The organism is Nocardia brasiliensis (assembly GCF_011801125.1).
Classification (GTDB): domain Bacteria; phylum Actinomycetota; class Actinomycetes; order Mycobacteriales; family Mycobacteriaceae; genus Nocardia; species Nocardia brasiliensis_C.
Genome location: NZ_CP046171.1, coordinates 6220050 through 6243012, shown reverse-complemented (window position 1 = coordinate 6243012; position 22963 = coordinate 6220050). Strand labels below are relative to the sequence as shown.

23 protein-coding genes are annotated in these 22963 nt (G+C 67.4%); 6 read left to right on the top strand and 17 right to left on the bottom strand.

Translation table 11 applies throughout. The annotated features are described in order from the left end of the window. Positions 1–82: 82 nt before the first annotated feature. From F5X71_RS28335 to F5X71_RS28300, 8 genes are all read right to left on the bottom strand, one after another. A complete protein-coding gene (locus F5X71_RS28335; RefSeq protein WP_428981409.1) occupies positions 83–1570 on the bottom strand; it encodes a PepSY-associated TM helix domain-containing protein in 1488 nt (495 codons plus the stop codon). A gap of 248 nt (positions 1571–1818) precedes the next feature. Next, positions 1819–2382: a hypothetical protein gene (locus tag F5X71_RS28330; protein ID WP_167464754.1), complete on the bottom strand. Its 564-nt coding sequence runs from the start codon at positions 2380–2382 to the stop codon at positions 1819–1821. Between the two features lie 84 nt (positions 2383–2466). Beyond that, complete coding sequence (locus F5X71_RS28325) at positions 2467–4125, bottom strand: acyl-CoA synthetase (protein ID WP_167464753.1); 1659 nt, start codon at positions 4123–4125, stop codon at positions 2467–2469. 156 nt (positions 4126–4281) lie between these two features. After that, on the bottom strand, positions 4282–5907 hold the full coding sequence (locus F5X71_RS28320; RefSeq protein ID WP_167464752.1) for an acyl-CoA synthetase: 1626 nt from the start codon (positions 5905–5907) through the stop codon (positions 4282–4284). A gap of 493 nt (positions 5908–6400) precedes the next feature. Further along, positions 6401–6901 (bottom strand): ArsR/SmtB family transcription factor, encoded by a 501-nt coding sequence (locus F5X71_RS28315; protein WP_167464751.1) that lies wholly within the window; start codon positions 6899–6901, stop codon positions 6401–6403. A gap of 102 nt (positions 6902–7003) precedes the next feature. Next, positions 7004–7636 carry a hypothetical protein gene (locus tag F5X71_RS28310; protein WP_167464750.1) on the bottom strand — a complete coding sequence of 211 codons (633 nt, stop codon included), beginning with the start codon at positions 7634–7636 and terminating at the stop codon, positions 7004–7006. A gap of 808 nt (positions 7637–8444) precedes the next feature. After that, positions 8445–9674: an acyl-CoA dehydrogenase family protein gene (locus tag F5X71_RS28305; protein ID WP_167464749.1), complete on the bottom strand. Its 1230-nt coding sequence runs from the start codon at positions 9672–9674 to the stop codon at positions 8445–8447. A 33-nt stretch (positions 9675–9707) separates the two neighbouring features. Then, entirely contained in the window at positions 9708–11102 is a 1395-nt protein-coding gene (locus tag F5X71_RS28300) for an acyl-CoA dehydrogenase family protein (RefSeq protein ID WP_428981408.1), read from the bottom strand. 196 nt (positions 11103–11298) lie between these two features. Here F5X71_RS28300 and F5X71_RS28295 point away from each other — a divergent pair, with 196 nt between their 5' ends. Next, positions 11299–12771, top strand: coding sequence for a glycosyltransferase family 39 protein (locus F5X71_RS28295; RefSeq protein ID WP_167464747.1), 1473 nt, complete (start codon positions 11299–11301; stop codon positions 12769–12771). 37 nt (positions 12772–12808) lie between these two features. Here F5X71_RS28295 and F5X71_RS28290 read toward each other — a convergent pair whose 3' ends face one another. Then, positions 12809–13570: an alpha/beta fold hydrolase gene (locus F5X71_RS28290; protein WP_167464746.1), complete on the bottom strand. Its 762-nt coding sequence runs from the start codon at positions 13568–13570 to the stop codon at positions 12809–12811. A gap of 58 nt (positions 13571–13628) precedes the next feature. Here F5X71_RS28290 and F5X71_RS28285 point away from each other — a divergent pair, with 58 nt between their 5' ends. Next, complete coding sequence (locus F5X71_RS28285; protein WP_167464745.1) at positions 13629–14006, top strand: MerR family transcriptional regulator; 378 nt, start codon at positions 13629–13631, stop codon at positions 14004–14006. 77 nt (positions 14007–14083) lie between these two features. Here F5X71_RS28285 and ftsX read toward each other — a convergent pair whose 3' ends face one another. Both ftsX and ftsE read right to left on the bottom strand, forming a co-directional pair. Then, complete coding sequence (ftsX, locus tag F5X71_RS28280) at positions 14084–14989, bottom strand: permease-like cell division protein FtsX (protein ID WP_167464744.1); 906 nt, start codon at positions 14987–14989, stop codon at positions 14084–14086. Next, positions 14989–15669 (bottom strand): cell division ATP-binding protein FtsE, encoded by a 681-nt coding sequence (ftsE, locus tag F5X71_RS28275; RefSeq protein WP_428981407.1) that lies wholly within the window; start codon positions 15667–15669, stop codon positions 14989–14991. Before ftsE ends, ftsX begins: the two co-directional genes overlap by 1 nt. A gap of 326 nt (positions 15670–15995) precedes the next feature. Here ftsE and F5X71_RS28270 point away from each other — a divergent pair, with 326 nt between their 5' ends. After that, entirely contained in the window at positions 15996–16994 is a 999-nt protein-coding gene (locus F5X71_RS28270) for an IS481 family transposase (protein ID WP_167463479.1), read from the top strand. A gap of 53 nt (positions 16995–17047) precedes the next feature. Here the strand turns inward: F5X71_RS28270 and F5X71_RS28265 are convergent, their stop codons facing one another. Together F5X71_RS28265 and F5X71_RS28260 are read right to left on the bottom strand one after the other, a co-directional pair. Next, entirely contained in the window at positions 17048–17299 is a 252-nt protein-coding gene (locus tag F5X71_RS28265; protein ID WP_167464742.1) for a DUF6374 family protein, read from the bottom strand. Positions 17300–17351: 52 nt separating this feature from the next. Beyond that, entirely contained in the window at positions 17352–18791 is a 1440-nt protein-coding gene (locus F5X71_RS28260) for a carotenoid oxygenase family protein (protein WP_167464741.1), read from the bottom strand. Between the two features lie 89 nt (positions 18792–18880). Between F5X71_RS28260 and F5X71_RS28255 the strand changes: the two genes are divergently transcribed. Beyond that, positions 18881–19504 carry a TetR/AcrR family transcriptional regulator gene (locus F5X71_RS28255; RefSeq protein WP_167464740.1) on the top strand — a complete coding sequence of 208 codons (624 nt, stop codon included), beginning with the start codon at positions 18881–18883 and terminating at the stop codon, positions 19502–19504. 10 nt (positions 19505–19514) lie between these two features. Here the strand turns inward: F5X71_RS28255 and F5X71_RS28250 are convergent, their stop codons facing one another. From F5X71_RS28250 to F5X71_RS28235, 4 genes are all read right to left on the bottom strand, one after another. Then, complete coding sequence (locus F5X71_RS28250) at positions 19515–19712, bottom strand: hypothetical protein (protein WP_238815518.1); 198 nt, start codon at positions 19710–19712, stop codon at positions 19515–19517. Between the two features lie 13 nt (positions 19713–19725). Then, a complete protein-coding gene (locus tag F5X71_RS28245; protein WP_167464739.1) occupies positions 19726–20571 on the bottom strand; it encodes a mechanosensitive ion channel family protein in 846 nt (281 codons plus the stop codon). A gap of 109 nt (positions 20572–20680) precedes the next feature. Beyond that, positions 20681–21796 carry a peptide chain release factor 2 gene (gene prfB, locus F5X71_RS28240; protein WP_167464738.1) on the bottom strand — a complete coding sequence of 372 codons (1116 nt, stop codon included), beginning with the start codon at positions 21794–21796 and terminating at the stop codon, positions 20681–20683. A gap of 91 nt (positions 21797–21887) precedes the next feature. Beyond that, entirely contained in the window at positions 21888–22127 is a 240-nt protein-coding gene (locus tag F5X71_RS28235; RefSeq protein WP_167466804.1) for a hypothetical protein, read from the bottom strand. Between the two features lie 138 nt (positions 22128–22265). Here F5X71_RS28235 and F5X71_RS28230 point away from each other — a divergent pair, with 138 nt between their 5' ends. Together F5X71_RS28230 and F5X71_RS28225 are read left to right on the top strand one after the other, a co-directional pair. After that, positions 22266–22466 carry a CopG family transcriptional regulator gene (locus tag F5X71_RS28230; RefSeq protein ID WP_238815517.1) on the top strand — a complete coding sequence of 67 codons (201 nt, stop codon included), beginning with the start codon at positions 22266–22268 and terminating at the stop codon, positions 22464–22466. Continuing rightward, positions 22463–22837 (top strand): type II toxin-antitoxin system death-on-curing family toxin, encoded by a 375-nt coding sequence (locus F5X71_RS28225; RefSeq protein ID WP_203218228.1) that lies wholly within the window; start codon positions 22463–22465, stop codon positions 22835–22837. Before F5X71_RS28230 ends, F5X71_RS28225 begins: the two co-directional genes overlap by 4 nt. The last annotated feature ends 126 nt before the right edge of the window (positions 22838–22963 follow it).

The following is a 22963-nucleotide window of genomic DNA, read 5'->3' as shown; positions in this document are numbered from 1 at the left end:
ACTCGGGGTGGACCGGGCTTCCGCTTCGGTCGAACGGCCCGGCCACGTGCGGCCGGACCGTGTCGTCCGGGGGAGGAAACCGTCAGGCGGCGCGCAGTCGGGCGCGCAGGCCGACGAGCACGTCGACGACCAGGAACGCCAGCAGGCTCGCGCCGACCAGCGGGGCGAACCAGCCGACCAGCGCCGCGGCCAGCAGCAGCGGCACCGCGACCCACGGCGAGGAACGACGCAGTGCGCCACGTTTGGGCGCCCGGCCCAGCCGGATCGGTCCGGCGCCGCCGCGGGTCGGCCGCCTGCGCCACCACATCAGGTAGCCGCGCACCAGCACGGTGATCAGCCCGATCATCGCCGCGAGCAGCAGCAATTGGTTGAGCAGTCCGAACAGCAGACCCATGTGGAACTGGATGCCCCAGTTGGTGAGCTTGGCCATCAGCGGCCAATCGGCGTACGCGAGGCGATCGGTAACCGCGCCGGTGGCGCCGTCCACCGCGACCGCGTCGACGGTGTAGGTGCCCGACATCCGCCGCTCCTTGACCGCGAAGGCCTGCGCGGGCGCGACCGGCATGGTGATCTCGGCGGCCTGTGTGACACCGTTGGCGCGTGCGGTCCGATAGACCTGGTCGAGTTGGGCGATCCGGTCAGCGGGATCGGCCTGCACGGGCGCGGCAGTATGGCCCGCGTGGTGTTCGCCACCCGAATCATGCGCGGGCGCAGCGGCTCCCGGCAGCGCGGTGGTGACAGCGGGCGTGGTCCAGCTGAGCTGTTGACGCAACTCGGTGATGTTCTCGCCCGCGTAGGTCGACCAGGTCATGCCCGTCGCCGACAGCAGCAGAATGATCGGCAGCACCCACATGCCGACCGCGCCGTGCCAGTTCACGGTCCGCCCGCGCGCCTGCTGCGACCGATCCGGCGCGAACAGCCAGCGGGCCGAATTCCGTTGCCTGCGTGCGCGCACCCGGCGCACCCAGACGAGCAGCCCGGCCAGCGCGATCACCCACAACCAGGACGCGGCCAGCTCGCTGTAGAGCCTGCCGGGCTCGCCGAGGTGCAGGTCGCGATGCAACCGGTCGATCCAGGTGCGCAGCGGGAGCGCGCCCGAACTGCCGTAGACGACCGAATCACCCACGGGCTGAGCGGTATACGGGTCTACGAACACCGCACGCCGCTGCGACTCACCCAGCGTCGGATCGCTGAACAGCACCCGGGTGGTGTCGGTGGCGCCCGCGGCGGGGGAGACCGCGTTCAGCGTGAGGTCGGGGCGGGTCGCGACGGCGGCTGCGACCTGCTCCGACAGCGGTTTGGGTGCGCCACCGGTGGATTCGACGCTCAGCAGGTCACGCGAGACGATCGATTCCAGCGTCGGAGAGATCGCGTAGAGCGCGCCGGTGACCGCGGCGACGAGGATGAACGGCGCGACGAACACCCCCGCGTAGAAGTGCAGTCGCATCGCCAGTGCGTACCACCCGTTGCGGGGCGCCTGCTTGGACTGCCCGGACCGGCGGTGCGGCGGCGCGGAGTCGGTGACGGCGGCCGGCGATCCGGCGTCCGTCGTGATTTCTGTTGTGCTCACGATTGTTTCGATTCTGAAGTTCGGGAACCCGATGTCCGATGCCGAGGGGCGGGCACGACGGTGCCGCACGCGGCCGGGAATCGGGTCGGCAAAGACAGGGCGCTGTCCGGGCTGAGCCACGAAAGCGGGGCGGGGACGCCGGAATTCGGCGAACAGGGCGCTGCACGGATGCTGCTTCGCGCGGAACGGTCGGCGACGGTGCCGGGGCACCGGGGTGTCCGTAACCGTCGGTCGGCGCGACGGAGAGATCAGTGGGTGGCGGCGACCGGTGGTCCGCGGGTGCGCAACGCGTGCGCGGCGAAGATACGCAGGATGACCCGGTCGCGGTGGGAGGTGCGCAGCGGCACCGGGTCCGGCAGGAAGGGTAGCGCGCGCGGCAGCGGCAGCACCCGGCGCAGCACCGCGGTGCCGGCCCGATAGGCGGCCTCCGCGCCGCGGATCACGGCGGCCGCGGCGCAGGCCGCCAGCACGTGCGCGCAGAGCATGGCCGGGGACAGCTGGGCGTCGCCGTGATGCAGATGACCCGAGCCGAGACCCATGGTGAGGTGGCCGAGCAACTGTCCGGCGACCAGGGCGGCGACCAATCCGGTCGCCGTGTCCCGCAGCGGCGCGAGCCCCGCGACGAGCGCGCCGATCAGCGCGGCGGTGCCGACGAGCAGGGTGAGGGTGGTGCCGCTGGGCGGCAGGCCACCGGAGGCCCAGCCATGTGCCGCAACGGAAATGGTGCCCGAGCTCGCTCCGGCCGAGGCGCCGCGCATCCGCGCGACGGCGCTGCGACGTCCCGCAGCAGCCCGGCCGAACTCGTTACTCACCCGCTGATAGTAGCCGACGGATTGCACGGTTTTCCCCGGTGGACAACCGGGGAAACAACTGTGGACTCGCCGTCGGCTATCTGCTCAGCTCGCGTCGACGTCCATCTCGATGAGCGGTTTGCGCAGCAGCTTGCCGGTGGCGTTGCGCGGGAGTTCGTCGAGGAAGATCACCTCACGCGGCACCTTGTAGCGGGCCAGGTTCGCCTTGACGAAGTCCTTGATCTCCTGGGCGTCGCGCTTGGAGTCCGGCCCGGGAACCACGAAGGCACGCAGGCGCTTCCCGAACTCGCGATCCTCGACGCCGACGACGGCGGCCTCGAAGATGTCTTCGCGCCCGGCGATCAGGTTCTCCACCTCGAGCGGGAAGACGTTCTCGCCGCCGGAGACGATCATGTCGTCGTCGCGGCCGTCGATGTAGAGCAGCCCGTCGGCATCGAAGTGCCCGACATCACCGCTGGACATCATGCCGTCGACGACCTCCTTGGTGCGCCCGTCGGTGTAACCGGTGAACGCGAAGCCGTTGTCGACGAAGATGGTGCCGGTGACATTGGGCTCGGTGATCGGCTTGCGGTTCTCGTCGAGCAGCACGATCTTGATTCCGACCGGGGGCTTGCCCGCGGTGGTCGGCGACTTGCGCAGATCCTGCGGTGTCGCGACGGTCATCACCGCGCACTCGGTGGAGCCGTACAGGTTGTACAGCGTGTCACCGAAGTAATCGAGCGTCCTGGTCACCACGTCGGGAGCGATGGCAGAGCCCGCCGCGAAGATCACCTTGATGCTGCGCGGGTCGTACTTCGCCAGCACCTCCTCGTCGAGATCGAGGATGCGCTGCAGCATGGTCGGCACCACGACCAGCGAGTCCGCGCGGTACTTGACGATGTTCTTCAGCGTCAGCTCCGGGTCGAACCGGCGCTGCTGGAAGACCACCCGATTGCCGAGCGCGATGCCGAGGGTGAACTGGGACAGCCCGGTGCCGTGGAAGATCGGCGCGGCCATGATCATGGTGCCGTTGTGCGGCAGCGGCACCCGGTCGACGAACTGCGCCGAGGCGAACGGGCTCACCCGGTCGCGCGGCGCGCCCTTCGGCGTGCCGGTGGTGCCGCTGGTCAGGATGACCATGCCGCCCGGCTTCGCGGGCGCGGGCAGCGGCGCGGTCGACTCGCCCGCGATGAGCGAGGCGATGGTCGGGATCGACGGATCGGCGTTGTCCTTGGCGTCGACCCAGGTCAAGATGCGCGGGATGGCGGCGGGAATCGCGCTCATCAGGTCGATGAACTCGCTGTCGTGCAGCACCGCCTTCACCTTTTCGCGGGTGGCCACGTCGGCGAACTGCGGCTTGGCGAACCCGGTGTTCATCAACACCGTGCGCACGCCGAGCTTGCCGGCCGCGAGCAGACTCAGCACCATGCCGCGGTGATCGCGCGCCAGCACCGCGACCACGTCGCCGGGCCGCACGCCCTGCGTCGCGAGGCCGCGGGCCAGCGCGTTGGACTGCTCGTTCAGTTCGCCGAAGGTCAGCTCACCGGCCTCGTCGACGATCGCGCCCGCGTGCGGCCTGGTCTGCGCGGCATGCATGGCGACCCCGGCGAACGGACCGAGCTTGGTCACGTTGATCGCCGAGCGCACCGCCTGATCGAGCCGGAGCGGATTGAACAGGTGCCGCTTGACCATGACGTTCACGCCGAGCGCGAGCGTTCCGGCCTTGCGGGCAGTGCCGCTCAACGCGGGGAAGGAGACAACCATCGACAACAACCTTCCGGCGGTCCCACCCGGGGAGCCGGTGGGTGATACGGACCGCGACTACGGGATCCAGTGCTGCCGCTAACAATAGCAACCATCTGTAACCCGATGTGTCACGTATCTCAACAGCTCCTACCGGTGGGTACCAGCCGATGACGGTCAGGCGGTGGTGTCGTACTCCACCAGGACCCGGCGCAGCAGTTTGCCGGTCGGGTTGCGCGGCAGGTCGTCGAGGAACACGACCTCGCGCGGCACCTTGTAGCGGGCCAGGTTGTTCTTGACGTATGCCTTGATCTCCTCGCCGTCCGGGTTCTGGCCCGGCTCGGGAACTACGAAGGCGCGCAACCGTTTACCGAATTCGGCGTCGTCGACACCGACGACCGCCGCGTCGAAGATGTCCGGCCGTTCCAGCAGCAGGTTCTCCACCTCCTGCGGGAAGACGTTCTCGCCGCCGGAGACGATCATGTCGTCGTCACGGCCGTCCACCATCAGCAGCCCGTGCTCGTCGAAGTGACCGACATCACCGCTGGACATGAAGCCGTCGATGATCTGCTTGTTCCGGCCGTCGGTGTAGCCCTCGAACGGCGTGCCGCTGCGGATGAAGATGCGCGCGGTGGTGTTGATCGCGGTGACCTGCTTGTCGTTGTCGTCGAACAGGCGCACCTCGCAGGTGACCGGCGCGCGACCGACGGTGCCGGGTGCGACGGCCAGATCGTCCGGGGTCGCGATGGCGGCCACTGAGCATTCGGTCGAGCCGTACAGGTTGTACAGCACCGGCCCGAACACCTGGGTCGCCTTCACGGTCAGCTCCGGCGACAGCGCCGAACCCGCGAGCAGGATGACCTTCAGCGACGAGATGTCGTACTTGGCGCGGATGGCCGGATCCAGCTCCGTCATCCGGTGCAGCATGGTCGGCACCGCGACGAGCATCTCCGCCTTGTGATCGGCGATCAACTTCAGCGTCGCCTCGGCGTCGAAGCGGCGGCGCACCACGATCTTGTTGCCCATGGCCATGCCGACGAGCCAGGTGCCGAAGCCGGTGCTGTGGAAGATCGGCGACACGATGACCTGCGCGCCCCGGTACGGGAACGGCACACGATCGAGGAACTGGGCGGTGGCCAGCGGAGAAACCTTGGCGCGGGTGGCGCCCTTGGGCAGGCCGGTGGTGCCGCTGGTGAGGATGATGAAGCCGCCGGGCTTGCTCGGCGGGGCCAGTTCCTCGCTGGAATTGCTCGCCACCAGATCGTCGAGAGTCTGTGCGCCCGCAGGCAATTCGGTCCCCTCGTCGACCCAGGTGAGGTAGCGGGGGAGGTCGGCGGGCAGCGCGTCGAGCAGGCCGAGGAACTCGCTGTCGTGCAGCATCGCCTTGACCTTCTCGCGCTGGCACACCTCGGCGAACTGCGGCTTGGCGAACCCGGTGTTCATCAGGGCCACCCGCACGCCCGCCTTGCTCGCGGCGACCATCGACAGGATCAGGCCGCGGTGATCGCGGGCCAGCACGCCGACCACAGTGCCCTCGGTGAGCCCGGCCGCGTGCAGGCCGCGCGCGATCGCGGTGGACTGCTTGTCGATCTCGCCGTAGGTCAGCTCACCCTTCTCGTCGGCCAGCGCGAGGGAGTCGGGTGCGATGCGCGCACCGTGGCGGATCAGCGTGGCCTGCGGCCCGTAGATCTGCGACTCCTTCATCGTCCGAAGCGTTTCCAGCGGTTTGCGCGGATCGGATACTCCGCGCGACCGCAACACTCCCAACGCCTTGACGACCTCGAGCGCGTGCGCCACCTTCATGTCGAAACACCTCCACAGAACCTCGCGTCGGCACTCGACCTAGCGAACTCGTACGGCACTTTCGGCATACCGTAGCAGTGCTTAGTGTGCGTGGTCACAGACTGAACCGGATTAATCGGACACGGCCGTCGTATCGGGATTTCATGGGGTGAATTTCGGGGGTCTCCCGGACGGGAAGTTCGGTAACCGGCGTGTCGCCCGACCGCCGGACCGGCGGCTATTTGACATGGTCTCGCCGCGCGCGTTCGATGCACGCAAGGGATAGTCGAACACCAGAATGGAGGCTGATTCAACGATGATCATCAGGCTTGTTCGCTCGACTTCGATACCGGCGCCGAAGTGTAGTTGCGGCCCGAACTGCCAGTGTGGCTGCCAATCCGGCGGCGCCTGCTCGTGTGGTGACCAGTGCGGCTGATCCGCACCCTCATAGTTGTAGTTTTCGCGCTCTGTGCGGGTCAGCTCGGCGACCTGGGTTGAGCGCGGGTCGCGTGGTTCAGCGCCGCGCGCTGGCCAGCGCGATCAGCAGTGGCACCACCCGGCCCGCGGGCACTTCGAAACGCCCGCGGCCGGCGGTGTGCAGCCAGCCCACCGCGGCCAGTTGGCGCAGATGGTGATAGACCTGCCCCGAGGTGCCGACCCCCTCGAGGCCGACCAGCTCGGCGGCGGTCCTGCGCCCGCCCATGATCTCCCGCAGCAGCCGCAGGCGCACCGGATTACCCAGTGCGGCAAGGCATTCCGCGGTCTCGGCCCAGTCGTCCTCGATCAGGTCGCCGGTGGTGAAGGTGGCCTGCCAGCTGTACTGTTCGTCGGTCGGTAAGCGTAGCGAGCCCGCGAACAGCACCCCGCCGTTCGGCTCGTCCGCCGCGGCGAACTCCTCGTGCAGGCGCGCGGCCGCCCAGCGATCTGTCGAGGCCTCGTGCCCGTTTCCGTTCTCGAAGGGCAGCAACCCGTTGAGCCGCCGTTCGAGTTCCGCAACCCGCTCTTCCAGACTCACGCCACAAAAGCTACGGAACTACGTAGGTCCGAACAAGAGGGCATCGGGGGAGCGTGCCGGCCGTGGCGGCGGCCGGCACGCTCGCTGGGCAGGCGCGATCGCTCAGTTGTAGACGGCGCCGAACGACGGAACCGAGATGGTGCCCAACTGGTACTGGTACCCGTCCGGATTCGCGTCGCTCACCGGAACCGACCAGCGGTGCCACAGGCTGCCGTAGACCGCGGCGACGATCATGCCCGCGCCGGTGTCCAGCGGCCGGGTACGGATGGTGGTGTCCACCGGCACGTCGTTGTGTTCGAACAGCACCTCGGTGCCGCTGCGGCCGTTGGACAGATTGATCCACAGCACTTCGAGTTTCGCGCCACCCTGGTTCGGCGCGATGGTGCCCGGCCCGCCGAAGAAGCCGAACCGGAATCCGTCGAGCCCGAGCGCGATTCCGGACCCGTAGACGCCGGGACCGGCGCCGCGGCCGATATCGGACTGCGCCGGAATCTGGAACGGCTGCGCGGGCAGCGCCACCTGTCCGGACCGGTTCAGCTGCCCCGAGGCGAGCAGCCGAGTCACCGCCTGCTCGGCCGCCGCGTTGCCCGCGGCCGCCGCGCGCAACTGCCGCGCCGCGGTGTCCCAGTCGACGGCGGTCGGCGCCGCGGCGGCGTGGCCTGCGATGACACCCACGACAACCGCCGTGGTGGCGAACACGGTCACGAGGCGGCGGATCACACTCGGTCGTTGCATGTGCAGTTTCTCCTCGAGGTCTCTGATACGGCTCGACAGAAAACACCGGTCTTCCACAATCATTCCCGACCGGCGTGGTTCCACTATCCAACCCGCAGGCCCCATTTCATCCGCGACATTCCGAACCGTTCCAATTGGACCGCAACAATCCAGACACTGGAGACGAATACGTCCCCATCCCATCGCCAAATCTGAAACATCCGAATTCCCGCATACCCGCGAATCCACCCTAAGGGCTGTTCTGGAACCGAAAACCACGGCGCAACTGGAACCTTGGGGGGAAACCCGGGTTTCGGCGCTGAAAGTGCCTGTGTTTCAACACTTCTGACCCTGAGTTCGCATAGGGTGACCCCACCTCTTTTCGAGGGGCGATGGACACGGTCCGACATCGCGCCCAGGAAGGAGGTGGTGGGGAATGGCGAAACATCGCCGGGCAAAGAGCAAGGCCCCGGTCGATTATGGCATCGTACTTGCAACAGCTGCCGTAATCGCCGGGGCGCTCATCCTGGTCCGCCGAGTGTGGATTAGGTAGACCCATCAGGTGAGACCGCTGTTAGCGCAGCGGTCTCACCGCTCGGCATCACTCGCGTGACAAACGCAACTGTACACCTCACACGGCGAAATGTTGCGCGGAATTCAACGGCAACCTGCGGTGCCTCCTGCGATCGGCGATAAGTCCGGCGATTGGTCGCTCCTGTGCGCAATGGTGGCCTGGCAAGAGACGTCGAGTTGGTGACCGAAGGCGAAAACAGAAAAAACCGGTGTCGGACTTGGTACAGTCCGACACCGGTTTCCTTTGTCTGCCTTGTTACTTCAGCTCAGCACTCGTCTTGCCGAGGATGCGGCGGGCGACGATGAGCTGCTGGATCTGCTGGGTGCCTTCGAAGATGTCGAGGATCTTCGAGTCGCGGCCCCACTTTTCCAGCAGGGTGCGCTGGGAATAGCCGATGGCGCCGGCGAGTTCGACGGCCTTGAGCGAGACGTCGGTGCCGGTGCGGCCCGCCTTGGCCTTGGACATGGAGGCCTCGAGCGAGTTCGGCTTCTTGTTGTCGGCCATCCAGGCGGCGCGCAGCGACAGCAGGTACGCCGCCTCGTAATCGGCTTCCATGCGCAGGAATTCGGCGGCCGCGGCGTGCTGGTTGTTCGGCGGGATGTCGTAGGAGATCTCCACGCCGGCGTCGGTCAGGATGGCGCGCAGCTCCTCGAGGGCGGCACGGGCTACGCCGACCGCCATCGCGGCGACCAGCGGCCGGGTGTTGTCGAAGGTCTGCATGACCCCGGCAAAACCCTTCTCCACGTTGACTTCCGGGCTGCCGAGGATGTTGTCCTTCGGAATCCGGCAGTCCTGCAACAGCAGTACCGCGGTGTCGGAGGCCTTGATGCCGAGCTTGTGCTCGAGCCGGGCCACCGAGAGGCCGGGAGCGTCGCGCGGCACGACGAACGACTTGATCGCCGCGCGGCCGAGGCTGCGGTCGACCGAGGCCCACACCACGATGTGGGTGGAGCGCTGGCCCGCGGTCACGAAGATCTTCTCGCCGTTGAGCACCCACTCGTCGCCGTCGAGCACGGCGGTGGTGGTGACGGCGGCGGAGTCGGAACCGAACGACGGCTCGGTGATCGCCATGGAGGCCCACACCTTGCCGAACCGCTTCAGCTGCTCGTCGGTGGCGACGGCGGCGATGGCCGCGTTGCCGAGGCCCTGGTAGGGGATCGAGAGCATCAGGCCGACGTCACCCCAGGAGGTCTCCAGGGCGTTCAGCAGCGCGGACATGTTGCCGCCGTTGCTGTTTCCGAGCAGTTCGGTGGCGTGGTTGTCGGACTCGCTGTCGTCCTCACGACCGCCCGCCGCGCCGCCGATCTTCTGTGTGCCGGAGTCGGCGAGGCCTTCGACCATGGCGGCCATGGTGTCCAGCTCGACCGGGTACTCGTGCTCGGCGAGGTCGTATTTGCGCGAGATCGGGCGGAAGATCTCGGTCGCGACCTGGTGGGCCTGGTTGGCGCTGGCCCGCAGCTTCTTGGGGAGTTCGAGATTGATCATGGTGGAGGTCTCCTGAAGTAAGGAACGGGCCGACTAGATGAGCACGACACCTTCGGCGACGCCGATGGCCCGCAGATCGCGGTACCAGCGCTCGACCGGGTGTTCCTTGGTGAAGCCGTGGCCGCCGAGCAGCTGCACGCCGTCGAGGCCGATCTGCATGCCCTTGTCCGTGGCCAGCTTTCGGGCCAGTGAGGCCTCGCGGGCGAAGGAGAGGCCCTGTTCGGCACGGGAGGCGCCGCGCAGGGTGACCAAGCGCAGTCCGTCGAGCTCGATCGCGATGTTGGCGACCATGAAGGCGACGGCCTGGCGGTTGGAGATCGGCTCGCCGAACGCCTCGCGCTCGTTCACGTAGGGAATCACGTAGTCCAGCACGGCCTGTCCGGTGCCGACGGCGAGCGAGGCCCAGCCGAGGCGAGCCAGCCGGACCGCGTCGGCGTAGTCCTCGGCGCGCTGCTTGGCGTCGCCGTCACCGAGGATCGCGTCGGTGCCGACCGCGACGTTGTCGAGCAGCAGGCGGCCGAGACCGGCCGCGCGCAGGCCCATGCTCGGATCGGCCTCGACCACCAGGCCGGGCGCGTCCGACGGGACGATGAAAAGCGCGGGGCGGCCGTCGAGTTCGGCGGCGATCAGGAACAGCTCGGCGTCCGCGGCGGCGGGCACCAGGCTCTTCACGCCGGAGATCCGGTAGCCGCTCGGCGAGCGAACGGCCTTGGTCTGCAACGCGAACGGATCGAACAGCGCGCGCGGCTCGCTGATCACGACGGAGGCCTGCGGCACGTTCTCGCCGGTGAAGGCGGGCAGGTAGGTCTTCTGCTGGGCGTCGGTACCCCACTGGGAGAGGGCGACCGCGACACCGCTCGGTGCGAGGATGGGCAGCGCGAGGCCCATGTCGCCGTGCGCGAGCGCTTCGGCCACAAGGGAATTGGTGACCGCGCCGCGCTCGGAGGCGGCGCCTTCGAGTTCCTCCGGCACGTTGATCAGGGTGATCCCGAGTTCGGCGGCACGCTCGAGCAGATCGCGCGGCGCCTTGGCGGCCGCGTCGGCCTCGTAGGCGGCCGGGCGCAGGATCTCGGCGGCGAATTCCTTCACCGTCTCGGTGATCATCTGCTGCTCGTCGGTCGGCGTCAGGTCGAAGAAGTCCTTGTTCTTCGCCTCGTTGGGCGCGAGCCGCTTGGGCTGGCCGCCGCCGGTGACCTTGGCGAAGGCGCGGGTGGCGGCGCCGAGGGTGCGGAAGCCGGTCTTGGTGCCCTCGTAGGTGACTCGCTCGATCGGCTTGCGCAGGTTGTACTTCTCGGCGAGTTCCGACCCGGTCAGGGTCGTCATCACCCGCATCGCCGCGCCCATCCAGTCCCGCTTGGGGTGGTTCAGGCCGACCGCGGACGTGTCTGGACGTCGCTTCGTTGCGCTGTCTCGAGTGCTCATCATCACCTGTTTTCTCGGGTGGGTGGGGTGAGGTCTTGTCCCAGCTATCTTACTCCTGAGTAAGACTATCTTACTCCAGAGTAAGAACCGCGTCGAGATGCAGCATACGCTGCCGGGAACGGCTCGGCAGCCCGGCCGCCGATCGCGGCGCGCGACACCGGAGCAACCGGTGCGACGGCGGAGTCTGTGTCACGCTGAGCCGATGCCCATCGTCGCGGCGTGCTTCGCCGTCGTTCTCGTCACAGTGGCCTCGCGTTACGGCTACCACCGCGACGAGCTGTACTTCCTGGCGGCCGGTCGGCGCCTTTCTTGGGGGTACCCGGATCAGCCGCCGTTGACGCCGCTGGTGGCCGAGGCGATGGCGGCAATCGATCCCGATTCGTTACTGCTGTTGCGGCTGCCCGGGATACTCGCGGCAACCCTGGTGGTGGTCTGCGCCGGGTTGTTCGCGCGGGAGTTCGGCGGCGGTCGCTCGGCACAGGCGCTGGCGGCCGCGGCGGTGGCGAGCTCGGCGCTGCTGATGGGCGCCGGACACCTGCTCAGCACCACGGTGTTCGAGCTGGCCGTGTGGTCGGTGCTGTCGTTGCTCGTGCTGAAGCTCCTCGGTGGCGGTGGTGATACGGACACAACGCGCCGAAAGCCGTTGTGGTTCCACGGTCCACGCCTCTGGCTACCGATCGGCGTGGTCGTCGGCATCGGCCTGCAGAACAAGCTGCTGCTGATCTTCCCGGTCACCGCGCTCGTGCTCGCACTGCTGCTGCTCGGCCCGCGAAAGATCTTCGCCACCAAGTACTTTCCGGTGGCGATCGGGATCGCGGTGCTGATCTGGCTGCCCTATCTGGTCTGGCAGGCGCGCAATGGCTGGCCGCAGTGGGCGATGGGCCGGGCGATCGCGGGTGGCTCCTCCGGCACCTCGGATTCGCCGATCATGTTCCTGCTCTTGCAGTTCGGGCTGATGGGCCCGCTGCTGGCGCCAGTGTGGCTGTTCGGGCTGTGGCGGTTGGCCGGGGACCGGCGCTATCGCGCGTTCGCCGCCACCTACCCGCTGCTCCTGGTGCTGTTCCTGGTGCTCGGCGGCAAAGCGTACTACCTGGGGGTGCTGTATCCGATCCTGCTCGCGGCCGGCGCGGTCGGGCTGACGAAGTGGCTGGGCGAGCGGAAGACGCGCTGGGCCGCGGTGAGTCTCGTGGTCGCGGGCAACGCGGCGGCGAGCGCGCTGCTGTTCCTGCCGGTGTTACCGGTCGCGGTGCTGAAGGACACCCCGGTCTTGGCGATCAACTACGACGCGGGCGAGACCATCGGCTGGCCGGAACTCGTCCGGCAGGTCGGCGCGGTGCGCGCGGGCATGGGCGACGACATCGCGGTGCTCACGGCCAACTACGGCGAAGCCGGTGCCATCGAACGATTCGGTGACCCGTACCGCCTGCCCGCGCCGCACTCGGGCCACAACGCGTACTGGTGGTGGGGGCCGCCGCGCGACGGCACGGCCGAGTACCTCACCGTCGGCATCGAGCGCGACCGCCTGGCCGAGCTGTTCGCCGAGATCCGACCCGCGGGCCGGGTCGACAACGGGCTGGGGATCGACAACGACGAGCAAGGCGCACCGCTGTTCATCTGCCGCAACCCGCGCGCACCCTGGTCCGAGCTCTGGGCGCACGCCAAGCGCCTGGGCTGACCCGTCGGATGGCCGGACGGGTCAGCCAGGCGGGGGATCACAGACGGTGCCGCACCAGGAACTCCTCGACGGTCTTGCGCCACTGCTCGGGCTGTTCGGCCATGAGCACGTGACCCGCCGCGATCTCGGTGTATTCGGCGCCGGGGATGGCGTCGGCGAGGAAACGCGAGTTCGACGCGTCGACCAGGAGGTCCTCGGTCGCGTTGACAACCAGGGTCGGCACGGTGAGCCGACCCAGATCGCCCGTGGTGTCGACGGTCTCGACCAGGCGCGCCTGCTGGACGGTGCCACCCGGAATTGTGGTCGCGCCGGCGCGGACGAACTCGTCGACGGCTTCGGCCGAGAGGCTGTTGAGGTAGCTGGTGCTGAAGGCCACGGTCGCGGCCAACCGGGAGAAGGCGGTGTTCTCGCCGGCCGCGAGCAGTTCCTGCCAGAGCCGCACGATGTGCCGGGTGCGGTTGTCCGCCTTCGCGAAACCGGCGGCCAGCACCAGGCCGCGCACGCGGTCCGGATGCCGCACGGCGGCCCGCACGGCCATCGTGGTGCCGAGCGAGTAGCCGATGACGGTGAAGGTCTCGACGCCCGCCTCGACGGCAGCGGCGACGAGTGCGTCCGCCAGCCCGTCATGAGTGAGCGCGGTGTCGTCGTCGGGGTAATCGGAGGCGACCACGGTGTGCGTCTCGGCGAGGACCGGAATCAGCTCGCCGAAGTTTGCCGCGATGCTGCCGCTGGCGCCGTGGGCCAGGACCAGTCCGGGTCCGCTGCCGGTGACTGTGGTCTGCAAGGGAATTGCTGTCATGACTGCCAAGTTAGAAGTTCACATAGATGTGAAGGCAAGCTGCGGTGAGTGAGGTCATATGTTGATCGGAGAGTTGGCCAGGCGCACGGGGGTGAGTACCCGCCTGCTCAGGTACTACGAGGAGCAGGGGCTGCTGCGTCCGCAGCGGGACGGCCTCGGCTACCGGTCCTATGCCGAGGACGCCACCGACCGGGTCGCCTACATCCGGGAGATGCTGGCGGCGGGCCTGTCCACCGAGGACATCCGCGGCCTGCTGTCCTGCGCGGTGGAGCACGACGGCACGCGATGGATCCAAGCCTGCGAGACGTCGGTGCGCATCGTCGACGACCGGTACAGCGAATTGGCGGACAGGATCGCCGAACTCGAACGGCAGCGGGCGCTGCTGACCCGGCAGCGTGCCATGATCCGCGACATGGCGCCGGCCGAGCACGTCTGAACCCGAGCGCCGACCACGAACGCAGGCGAGCCGGCCCGCGACGTCCGGACCGGCTCGCGGCGACCGCGGCGAGTTGGCTATTCCCGCACGTAGTAGCGCAGTGTCCCGTACGCGGTCAACGCCGCGAAGAGGACGCCGACCGGCGCGATCACCAGTGCGACCATCGCGATGTCGTCGCCGGTGATGCGCGGGAACACCTTGCTGGCGAACAGGTCACCGAGCGCCCGGTCGATCACCAGGGGCCGCGCGAGGAGCAGGCCGAGCACCGCGACCACCGATCCGGCCAGCGCCGCGACCACCGCCTCCAGCAAGAAGGGCAACTGGGTGTACCAGCGGGTGGCGCCGACCAGCCGCATGATGCCGACTTCGGTGCGGCGAGTGAACGCGGCGATCTGCACCATGTTCGCGATCAGCAGCAGCGCCGCCAGCGCCTGCAGCACCGCGAGGCCGAAGGCCGCGTTGCGCAACCCGTCGAACAGGCTGACCAGCCGGTCCACGATGTCCTTGTCGTTGCGCACCATGCCGACCCCGGGCCGGTCGAAGAACTTCTCGTAGATCTGCGGATACAGCTCCGCGTTCTTCATCTTCACCCGCAGTGACGCGGGCAGCGGCGTCTCGCTGACGTACTTGGCCAGTTCGGGCTGGTCCTTGAACGTCTTCTCCTTGGCCTCGCGCACGGCGTCGTCGCGGCTGAGGTACTGGACCGACTCCACGTCCTTGGTCGCCTTCAGATCCGCCATCAGCGTCTTGCACGGATCACGCGAGCAGTCCGGGTCGTTGGCCGAGACGTCCTCGGTGAGGTACAGCCGCACCTCGAGCCGATCCAGGAAGTACTGCTCGGTTTTGTCCGCGATCCGCACCGCGAGCAGGCCGCCACCGAGCATGGTCAGCGAGACCGCGACGGTCAGGATCATCGCGATCGTCATGGTGACATTGCGGCGCAGGCCCGTGAGGACCTCGCTGAACAGGAAGCTCGCGCGCATCAGCGATCAACTCCGTACACACCGGTCGCCTCGTCGCGCACCAGGCGGCCACGATCGAGTTCGATCACCCGCCTGCGCATCGCGTCGACGATGTGGTTGTCGTGGGTCGCCATCAGCACCGTCGTCCCGATCCGGTTGATTCGCTCCAACAGCATCATGATGTCGCCACTGGTGTCCGGGTCGAGGTTGCCGGTTGGTTCGTCGGCGAGCAGCACGAGCGGCCGGTTCACGAAGGCACGGGCGATCGCCACGCGCTGCTGTTCGCCGCCGGAGAGCTCACTCGGTAGTCGATCGGCTTTGCCGCCGAGGCCGACCATCTCCAAGACCTCGGGGACGGTGCGTTCGATGAACTGGCGCCGCTTGCCGATCACCTCCAGCGCGAACGCGACATTGTCGTGCACCGACTTCTGCTGCAGCAGCCGGAAGTCCTGGAACACGCAGCCCATGCGCTGGCGCAGCTTCGGCACCTTGCGGCCGGGCAGCTTGTCGACCCGGAAGTCGGCGACCTGGATCTGCCCCGAGGTGGGCGTTTCCTCTTTCAGCAGTAGTCGCATGAAGGTCGACTTGCCCGAACCGGACGGCCCGATGATGAAGACGAACTCGCCCTTGTCCACCTCGACGCTGATGTTGTCCAGCGCCGGTCGCGTCGAGGTCTTGTACGACTTGCTGACATTGCGCATGGTGATCACATCCGCCCCCTACCGGGGTGTCGCGGACCCGATCGTCCATCCGGCGGCTGTTGCCTTGTCTGGCAGGGCATTTCGCTCCAATCGTGGCACAGCTGTACATCGGTGTGCAGCGGTCGGCATCGGCTCTGGTCGGGGTTGTGGCGTGCTACCGGCCGAATTCCAGCTAACCAGGGGTAACCCGCGCCAGCGATCCTAGCTGTTGTGGGTCGTGACGTTGGTGACGCGGGGCGTGGGGTGGGCTGAAAGGGGGCGGTTCTTCCGGCGGCAGGATGTGAAGCGCCAACTCACACATCCGCCACGCGACCGAAAGAACCGCCGTGTCTCACCGTAATGCCCCGTTGACTGTCGAGGGCCGCCACCGGCTCGTGGACCGCTGCCGGACCCGCCCGATCGCCCATGTCGCCGCCGAGATGGGCATCTCCCGCCGATGTGCGTCGAAGTGGGTCAACAGATTTCGTCAGCACGGCGAGCTCGGGCTCCTCGACCGGTCCAGCGCCCCGCATCTGTCACCATCGGCCACGCCAGTGCAGGTGGTGGCCCGGATCGAACTGTTGCGCCGGACCAGGAAATGGTCCGCTCGCCGGATCTCACTTGAACTGGCAGCCGAAGGCACCCGGATCTCGGTGCGGACCGTGGGCCGGCACCTGGTCCGGCTCGGGCTGAACCGACGCCGGTTTCTGGACCCCAACGGTGAACCGAACCGGGCCCCGCGCCGGATCATCGCCCGCCGACCAGGCCATATGGTCCACATCGATATCAAGAAGGTCGGAAAGATCCCCGACGGCGGCGGCTGGCGCATCCACGGTCGAGGATCGGCCCAGGACAAAGCCGCCCGCGCGGCGAACAAACGTTGCAGGCCCGGTTACGTGTTCCTTCACACCGCTGTCGACGGCTACTCGAGGCTGGCCTACACAGAAGCCTTGCCGGACGAGAAAGCAGTCACGGCAATCGGTTTCGTGTTCCGGGCCCGGGCATTTTTCGCCGCTCACGGCATCACCAGCATCGAACGGATCGTCACCGACAACGGTGCCTGCTACAAAGCCCGCGACTTCGCGAAGGTGCTCCTCGGTGCCCGCCATCAGCGGATCACGCCCTACACACCGCGGCACAACGGCAAGGTCGAGCGTTACAACCGGATCCTGGCCGAGGAATTCCTCTACGCCCGCGAGTGGACTTCAGATCTGCAGCGCCAGCAGGCGCTGCAGATCTGGAACATCCACTACAACTATCATCGACCACACTCGGCCGCTGGAAACCGGCCACCAGCGAGCCGCCTCCGAACCGGCGTCACCAACGTCATGGCCTCATACACCTAGCGCTTGGCGGGCTCGGTCCACGGGAGCACGCAGGCACCTGTGCGATCCGGTCGCTATCGATCCGGCGATTCGCCCCGCGGGCCGAGTTGCCCGCGTCCGGTGCAGCCCCGTCCCGCGATCGCGCCGAAATCCGGTCCGCCGCGGGTCAGCTCCTGGAATACCCGCAGGCTCGCGCCGATCCGCCCGGCCGCGTGCTCGAGGTGCTCGGGCGTCAGCCGCTTGCCGAATGCCGCCGCGTCGAGCAGCTGGTCACGGACCTGCTCCAGATTCCACGTCGCCCACTCCCGGCGCGAAGGTTGTGACATGGGCCGACGATACCTCGAGTCGAACCCTTGTTCGATTTGATGCGGTCGATCGTCAGGCCATCGGCCCGGGGTCGGCGACGCGGTGGGTGAACGTGCCGTGAAAACCCCAGGGGATGTGGTGGTCGAGCCACGCGGTGGCCAGCGGTCCGCGCTCGGGGTCGCGAGCGTCCAGAATCAGCAGCTGTGAACGGTTTTCGGTGAGCTCGTGATTGAGCGCGAGCAGCCAGCCGTCGTCTTCGGCGGAGTCTCTGGCGCGGGGGACGAACAGCGGCTCGCCGACCGAGCTCGCGCCCAGCTCGCAGCTGCGCACCGCGCCGGTGTGGTGATCGACCTTGACGATCGAGTTGAACACTCCGGCGGGCCCGCCCGCGCCGGCGAGGTAGCTGTAGCGGTGTTCGCGGGTACCGCGCCGCCAGTCGTACTGCGGGAACTCGCCGGAACGGTCGGTGAGTTGGCGTTCGATGACCGTGCCGCCCTTGGTGATCCGGTACTGCATCAGTCGGGAGTCCGGGAACTGGGGTGCCGCGGCGTCGGCGCGATTGACCATGCCGGTCATGCGACGGAACGAGTCCCACTCGGTATCCAGGCGTACCAGTTCGACGACCACGTCGTCGCCGTCGTCGTAGGCGTTGGTGAGGTGCACGTGCAGCAGTGCCTCGTGCTCGACGATCCGTGGCCTGCCCCCGTGCTTCGGCACGAGCAGAAAACGAGTTCCCTTGGCGCGCTTGAATTCGAGCGAGTCGATGAACGAATGGGTGGCCAGCGCGAGCTTGGGGATGTCGGGCAGGATCGGATCGAGGACGAACACCAGATACCGTGCGGTGAGCGCGAAGTCGTGATTCCACGGCAGATCGAGCAGCGGGATCGTCGCGAGCCGGTGCAGCCGTCCGGCTCGGTCGACGCGATAGGTGCGGATGCGCGGAGTGGGCAGGATGTCCAGGCCGAAGTTGTACATCTCGCCGGTGGTGGGATCCCATTTCGGGTGGGCGGAGAACGCGCCGAGGAAGCCGAGCCGTCCCTCGAAATCGGTGGGGCCCAATGTGTCCAGGGTGTCCGGGTCGATACGGTGCGGGTTGCCCAGCTCCCAGAGCGCGAGCAGCCCACCGGCATAGTCGACGATGTTGGTGTTGGCCACGTTGGCCGGGAGCCTGCCGATATTGGCCAGTGGGCCGCCCGGGATCTGCCCGCCGACACCGCGGTAGCGGATCCGATCCGAGCGCTGCCCGTGCTCGAAATGCCTGGTGCGGACATAGCGATTGCGCACCCGCACCGACGATCCGTCGAGCACGAACTGCGAAATCATCCCGTCGCCGTCGAACACGTTGTGTAGCAACGAACGTCCGACCTGATGCTTGCCCGGTCCGATGCGATACAGCGTGCCCTGGAGCTCCTTCGGCAGCTGCCCGTCGATCCGGGTGAGGCGGTAGTCGAACTCGTCGAGCAGCGGTGCGGTGACCTGACGGTAGGCGGCGGGGCGGTGTGCTGTGGTCATCGGATTCTCCCTTGAATCGCAAATCTGATGACGACTGTCATCTGATGACGTATGTCCGCAAATGTAGGAGTCCGCCTAGAGTGTTGTCAATGACGAATCAGGCCCTGCGCAGCTACGGCGGTGTCAGCGCGGCCGACCGCAGCGCCGAGCGGCGTGCCCGGCTGCTCGCCGCGGCCCGCACGACCTGGGGCGAATCCGGGATCGCCGCGGTCACCGTCCGCGGCGTGTGCAAGACGGCGGGGCTCACCGATCGGTACTTCTACGAGCACTTTGCCAACCGCGAGGAACTACTGGCCGCGGTCGCCGACGAGGTCCGGGATCAACTGCTGGCGACGCTCGTCCAAGCCGGAGTGTCCAGCGCCGGGACGCCAGAGAACCGGCTCCGCGCCGCGCTCCAGGCGTTTCTGGAGGCCGTCGCGGGCGATCGGCACATCTACCGCATCGTCGCCAGCGATCCCGGCGACCTCCCGGCGCTGGTGCGGCGGCGACACGACGTGCTCACGATGATCGCCGACCTCGTCGTCGAGCACGCGCCCATCGCCCTGGGCGTCACGCCCGACCCGGCCCGGCTGCGCCGCGCGGCGCTGTTCATCACCGGCGGCGTCAATCAACTCATCGAGGGCTGGCTGGACCACACGCTCGACCTGACCGCGGCTGAACTCGCCGCGGAGTGCGCCGACATGTGCGTCCGGGTGCTCGGCGACCCGTCCTGAATCCGCGCGCTCAGCGCGGCGGCGCGACCGCCGGATTCACCGCTGCCGGAACGGTGTTCAGCGGTTCCGGGCGCGACGGTACCGCGTCGGGCTTGACGAACAGGTACAGCACGAGGGTCCCGACCCACGCCGCCATCAGCATCGCGGTGGAACGTCGCGGTCGTACCGACTCCTTCAGCAGCGTGCTGGGTCGCACCGACTCCTTCAAGAGCGAGATGGTTCTACGTGGTCTCACTGATACCCTCCCGGCGCAAAGCCGCGGCTACTCGTACCCGCAGTTCGCGTCCGACTTCGAATTGCTTGCCCGGCAGGGTGCGGGCAACCATTCGGATGTTCATCTGGTCAACGGTCAGATCCTCGACGCCCATCACGGAGGGCTCGTCGAGGAGCAGTGGCTTCAGCCGAGCGTCTTCGTACGCCTTTGTACCGACCTCGTGCAGGATCTCGTTGATCCTGGTGATATCGGCGCTCGCGGGCGCCGGTACGTCGATCGCCGCGCGAGCCCAATCCTTCGACAGATTCGTCACTTTCACGATCTGTCCGTTGGGCACGGTGATCACTTCACCGTCCGAGTTGCGCAATGTGGTGATCCGCAACGTGACGTCCTCGACGGTACCCTCGGCGATCTCCGAGGAGCCAGTCACCGCGATGCGAACTACGTCACCGAAGCCGTACTGGCGCTCGGTGATCAAGAAGAATCCGGCCAGGATGTCCTGCACGATGCGTTGCGCGCCGAAACCGAGCGCGGCGCCGAGTACCGCGGCGGGCGCGACCAATCCGGTGATCGCGAACCCGAGCCTGCGTAGCACCTCCATGCCGACCAGCACATAGACGATGGTCAGCACCACCCAGGTGACCACCTGGGCCAGTGCGTGCCGGTGCTTGGCCGCCTCGGACCGCACCAGCGCGTCACCGCCGCGGAAGCCCTCGTCGATCTTGCGCGTGATCCGATCCCGGACGAACGTCGCGAATCGACTGAACAGCACCGCGCCGAGAATCAGCAGCACGATCTCGAGACCATTGGAACGCAACCAGTTCGTGGTCTCCGAGGTCGTCGCGAGTGGCATGGTCAACACCTCGAGGGAACTACCGACTGGACGCACGCCAGCCAGGTTACCGGCGTCTGCTCGCCCATTCCGCGCGAGCGGACGGACTTAATGCGCCAAAAGGGCGAACTTAACTGGCCTGTTCGCGCATCCGCCAACGGATTCCCGATTCGATGAACCCGTCGATGTCGCCGTCGAGCACCGCCGAGGGGTTGTTGACCTCGTAGTTCGTCCGCAGGTCCTTGACCATCTGGTACGGGTGCAGCACGTAGGAGCGCATCTGGTTGCCCCAGGAGGCGCCCTCGTTGGTCTTGAGCGCGTCCATCTCGGCGCGCTCTTCCTGGCGCTTGCGCTCGAGCAGCTTGGCCTGCAACACCCGCATCGCCGAAATCTTGTTCTGGAGTTGGGATTTCTCGTTCTGGCAGGTGACCACGATGCCGGTGGGGATGTGGGTCAAGCGCACCGCAGAGTCGGTGGTGTTGACGCTCTGGCCACCGGGACCGGAGGAGCGGTACACGTCGACGCGCACCTCGCCCTCCGGGATCTCGATGTGGTCGGTGGTCTCGACCACGGGCAGCACCTCGACCTCGGCGAAGGAGGTCTGGCGGCGGCCCTGGTTGTCGAACGGGCTGATCCGCACCAGGCGGTGCGTGCCCATCTCCACCGAGAGCGTGCCGTAGGCGTAAGGCGTCTTCACCGCGAAGGTGGCGCTCTTGATGCCCGCCTCTTCGGCGTAGGAGGTGTCGTAGACCTCGACCGCGTACTTGTGCCGGTCGGCCCAGCGGATGTACATGCGCATCAGCATCTCGGCCCAGTCGGCGGCGTCCACGCCGCCCGCGCCCGAGCGGATGTTGACCAGCGCGTCGCGCTTGTCGTATTCGCCCGACAGCAGGGTGCGGACCTCCATCGCCTCCACGTCACCGTGCAGTGCGGCGCGTTCGGCGTCGGCGTCGGCGAGCGCGGCGGTTCGCGACTCGCCCTCTTCGCCCTCGGCCAGCTCGTAGAGCACCGGGAGGTCGTCGAGGCGCTGGCGTAATTCTTCGACCCGGCGCAGCTCACCCTGCGCGTGCGAGAGCTCGCTGGTGACCTGCTGCGCGTGGTCCTGGTCGTTCCACAAATCGGGGTCTGCGGCTTGGTGCTCGAGCTCGTCGATACGTCGGCGCAGCTCCTCGATGTCGAGGACCGATTCGACCGTCTTGAGGGTGGCGTCGAGTTCGGCGAGATCAGCGGAAACGTCAGGATGCACGATGCTCAAGCCTACTGGTACGGCGCCACTGTCGAAGCAGCAGTGCGGCCGTGCCGGGTCGTGCGGGGGAGCGGCGCTCGTGCGGCGGTGCTCAGACCGCGCGCAAGGCGCCGGGGCGGCGGCCGGTCATGGCGTCCAGGGCGGTCGCCGTCGCGTCATCGGCGGGCAGGTGCACGATCAGGCTCTGATCGTCGTCGGCGGACAGTTCCAGGGTTTCGTAGGCCAGCCGCAGCGCGCCGGCCTCGGGATGCACGAATCGGGTGATGCCGGTGGCGGACGGGAGACTCGGTACGGTCGCGACCCGCTCGGTGAACTCGGGTCCCTGGGATATTCCTTCAGGCTATAGGTCGTTATGGAGTGTGGAGAGCCTGATAACCGGTCGCTGATCCCTGCTGGTCCAGGCCTGCTCATGAATGCGTAGTGAATGCGGTGGACCACGTAGCAGATATGGTACCACAATGGTACCTTGGTGGGTATGCCGATCCGATTGACCGAAGACAACGAGACCAGCTTGGCCAAGCAAGCCAAAGTGGAAGGGGCGAGCATGAACCAGATCGTGAACAAGGCTGTCGCTGAATACGTGGAGCGCCACGCTCACCGTGACCGGGTTCGTAAGTCCGCGACCACGCAGGCGGCTCGGTTCGCTGAGCTCATGGAGCGGTTGAAGTGATCGAATACCTCGATCTCGAGGACGTGGTGTGGATCGCCGACGAACTCGTGATGGAGGGCAATGCTCAGGTCCGCGACCTTGGATTGCTGCAATCCGCGATCTTCCGTCCTGGTGCGAGTGCATTCGGCGAAGACGCTTATCCGGACCTGTTCGACAAGGCCGCAGCATTGCTGCAATCGCTGTGCCGGAATCATTCGTTCGTGGACGGGAACAAGCGCACCGCGTGGCTGTCCACAGTCACGTTCTTGGATATCAACGGGATTCGGTTGAACGTGGACACCGACGTGCAGGAGCGGCTCGTGATCTCGATCGCGACTGGCGAGCTGGAAGAGATAGACAAGATCGCTGACGCACTGCGGCGCTTCCGTTGAGTAGGAAATCGAAGGACCCGACTATGGCTCGGACCGGCATCGGAGTGGTGCATCGCGTCGGCGTCTCTTCGACGAGCGGGCGCGTTGCGCGAACCGCAGGAGCATGCCGCGGCGGCCACCGCGCTG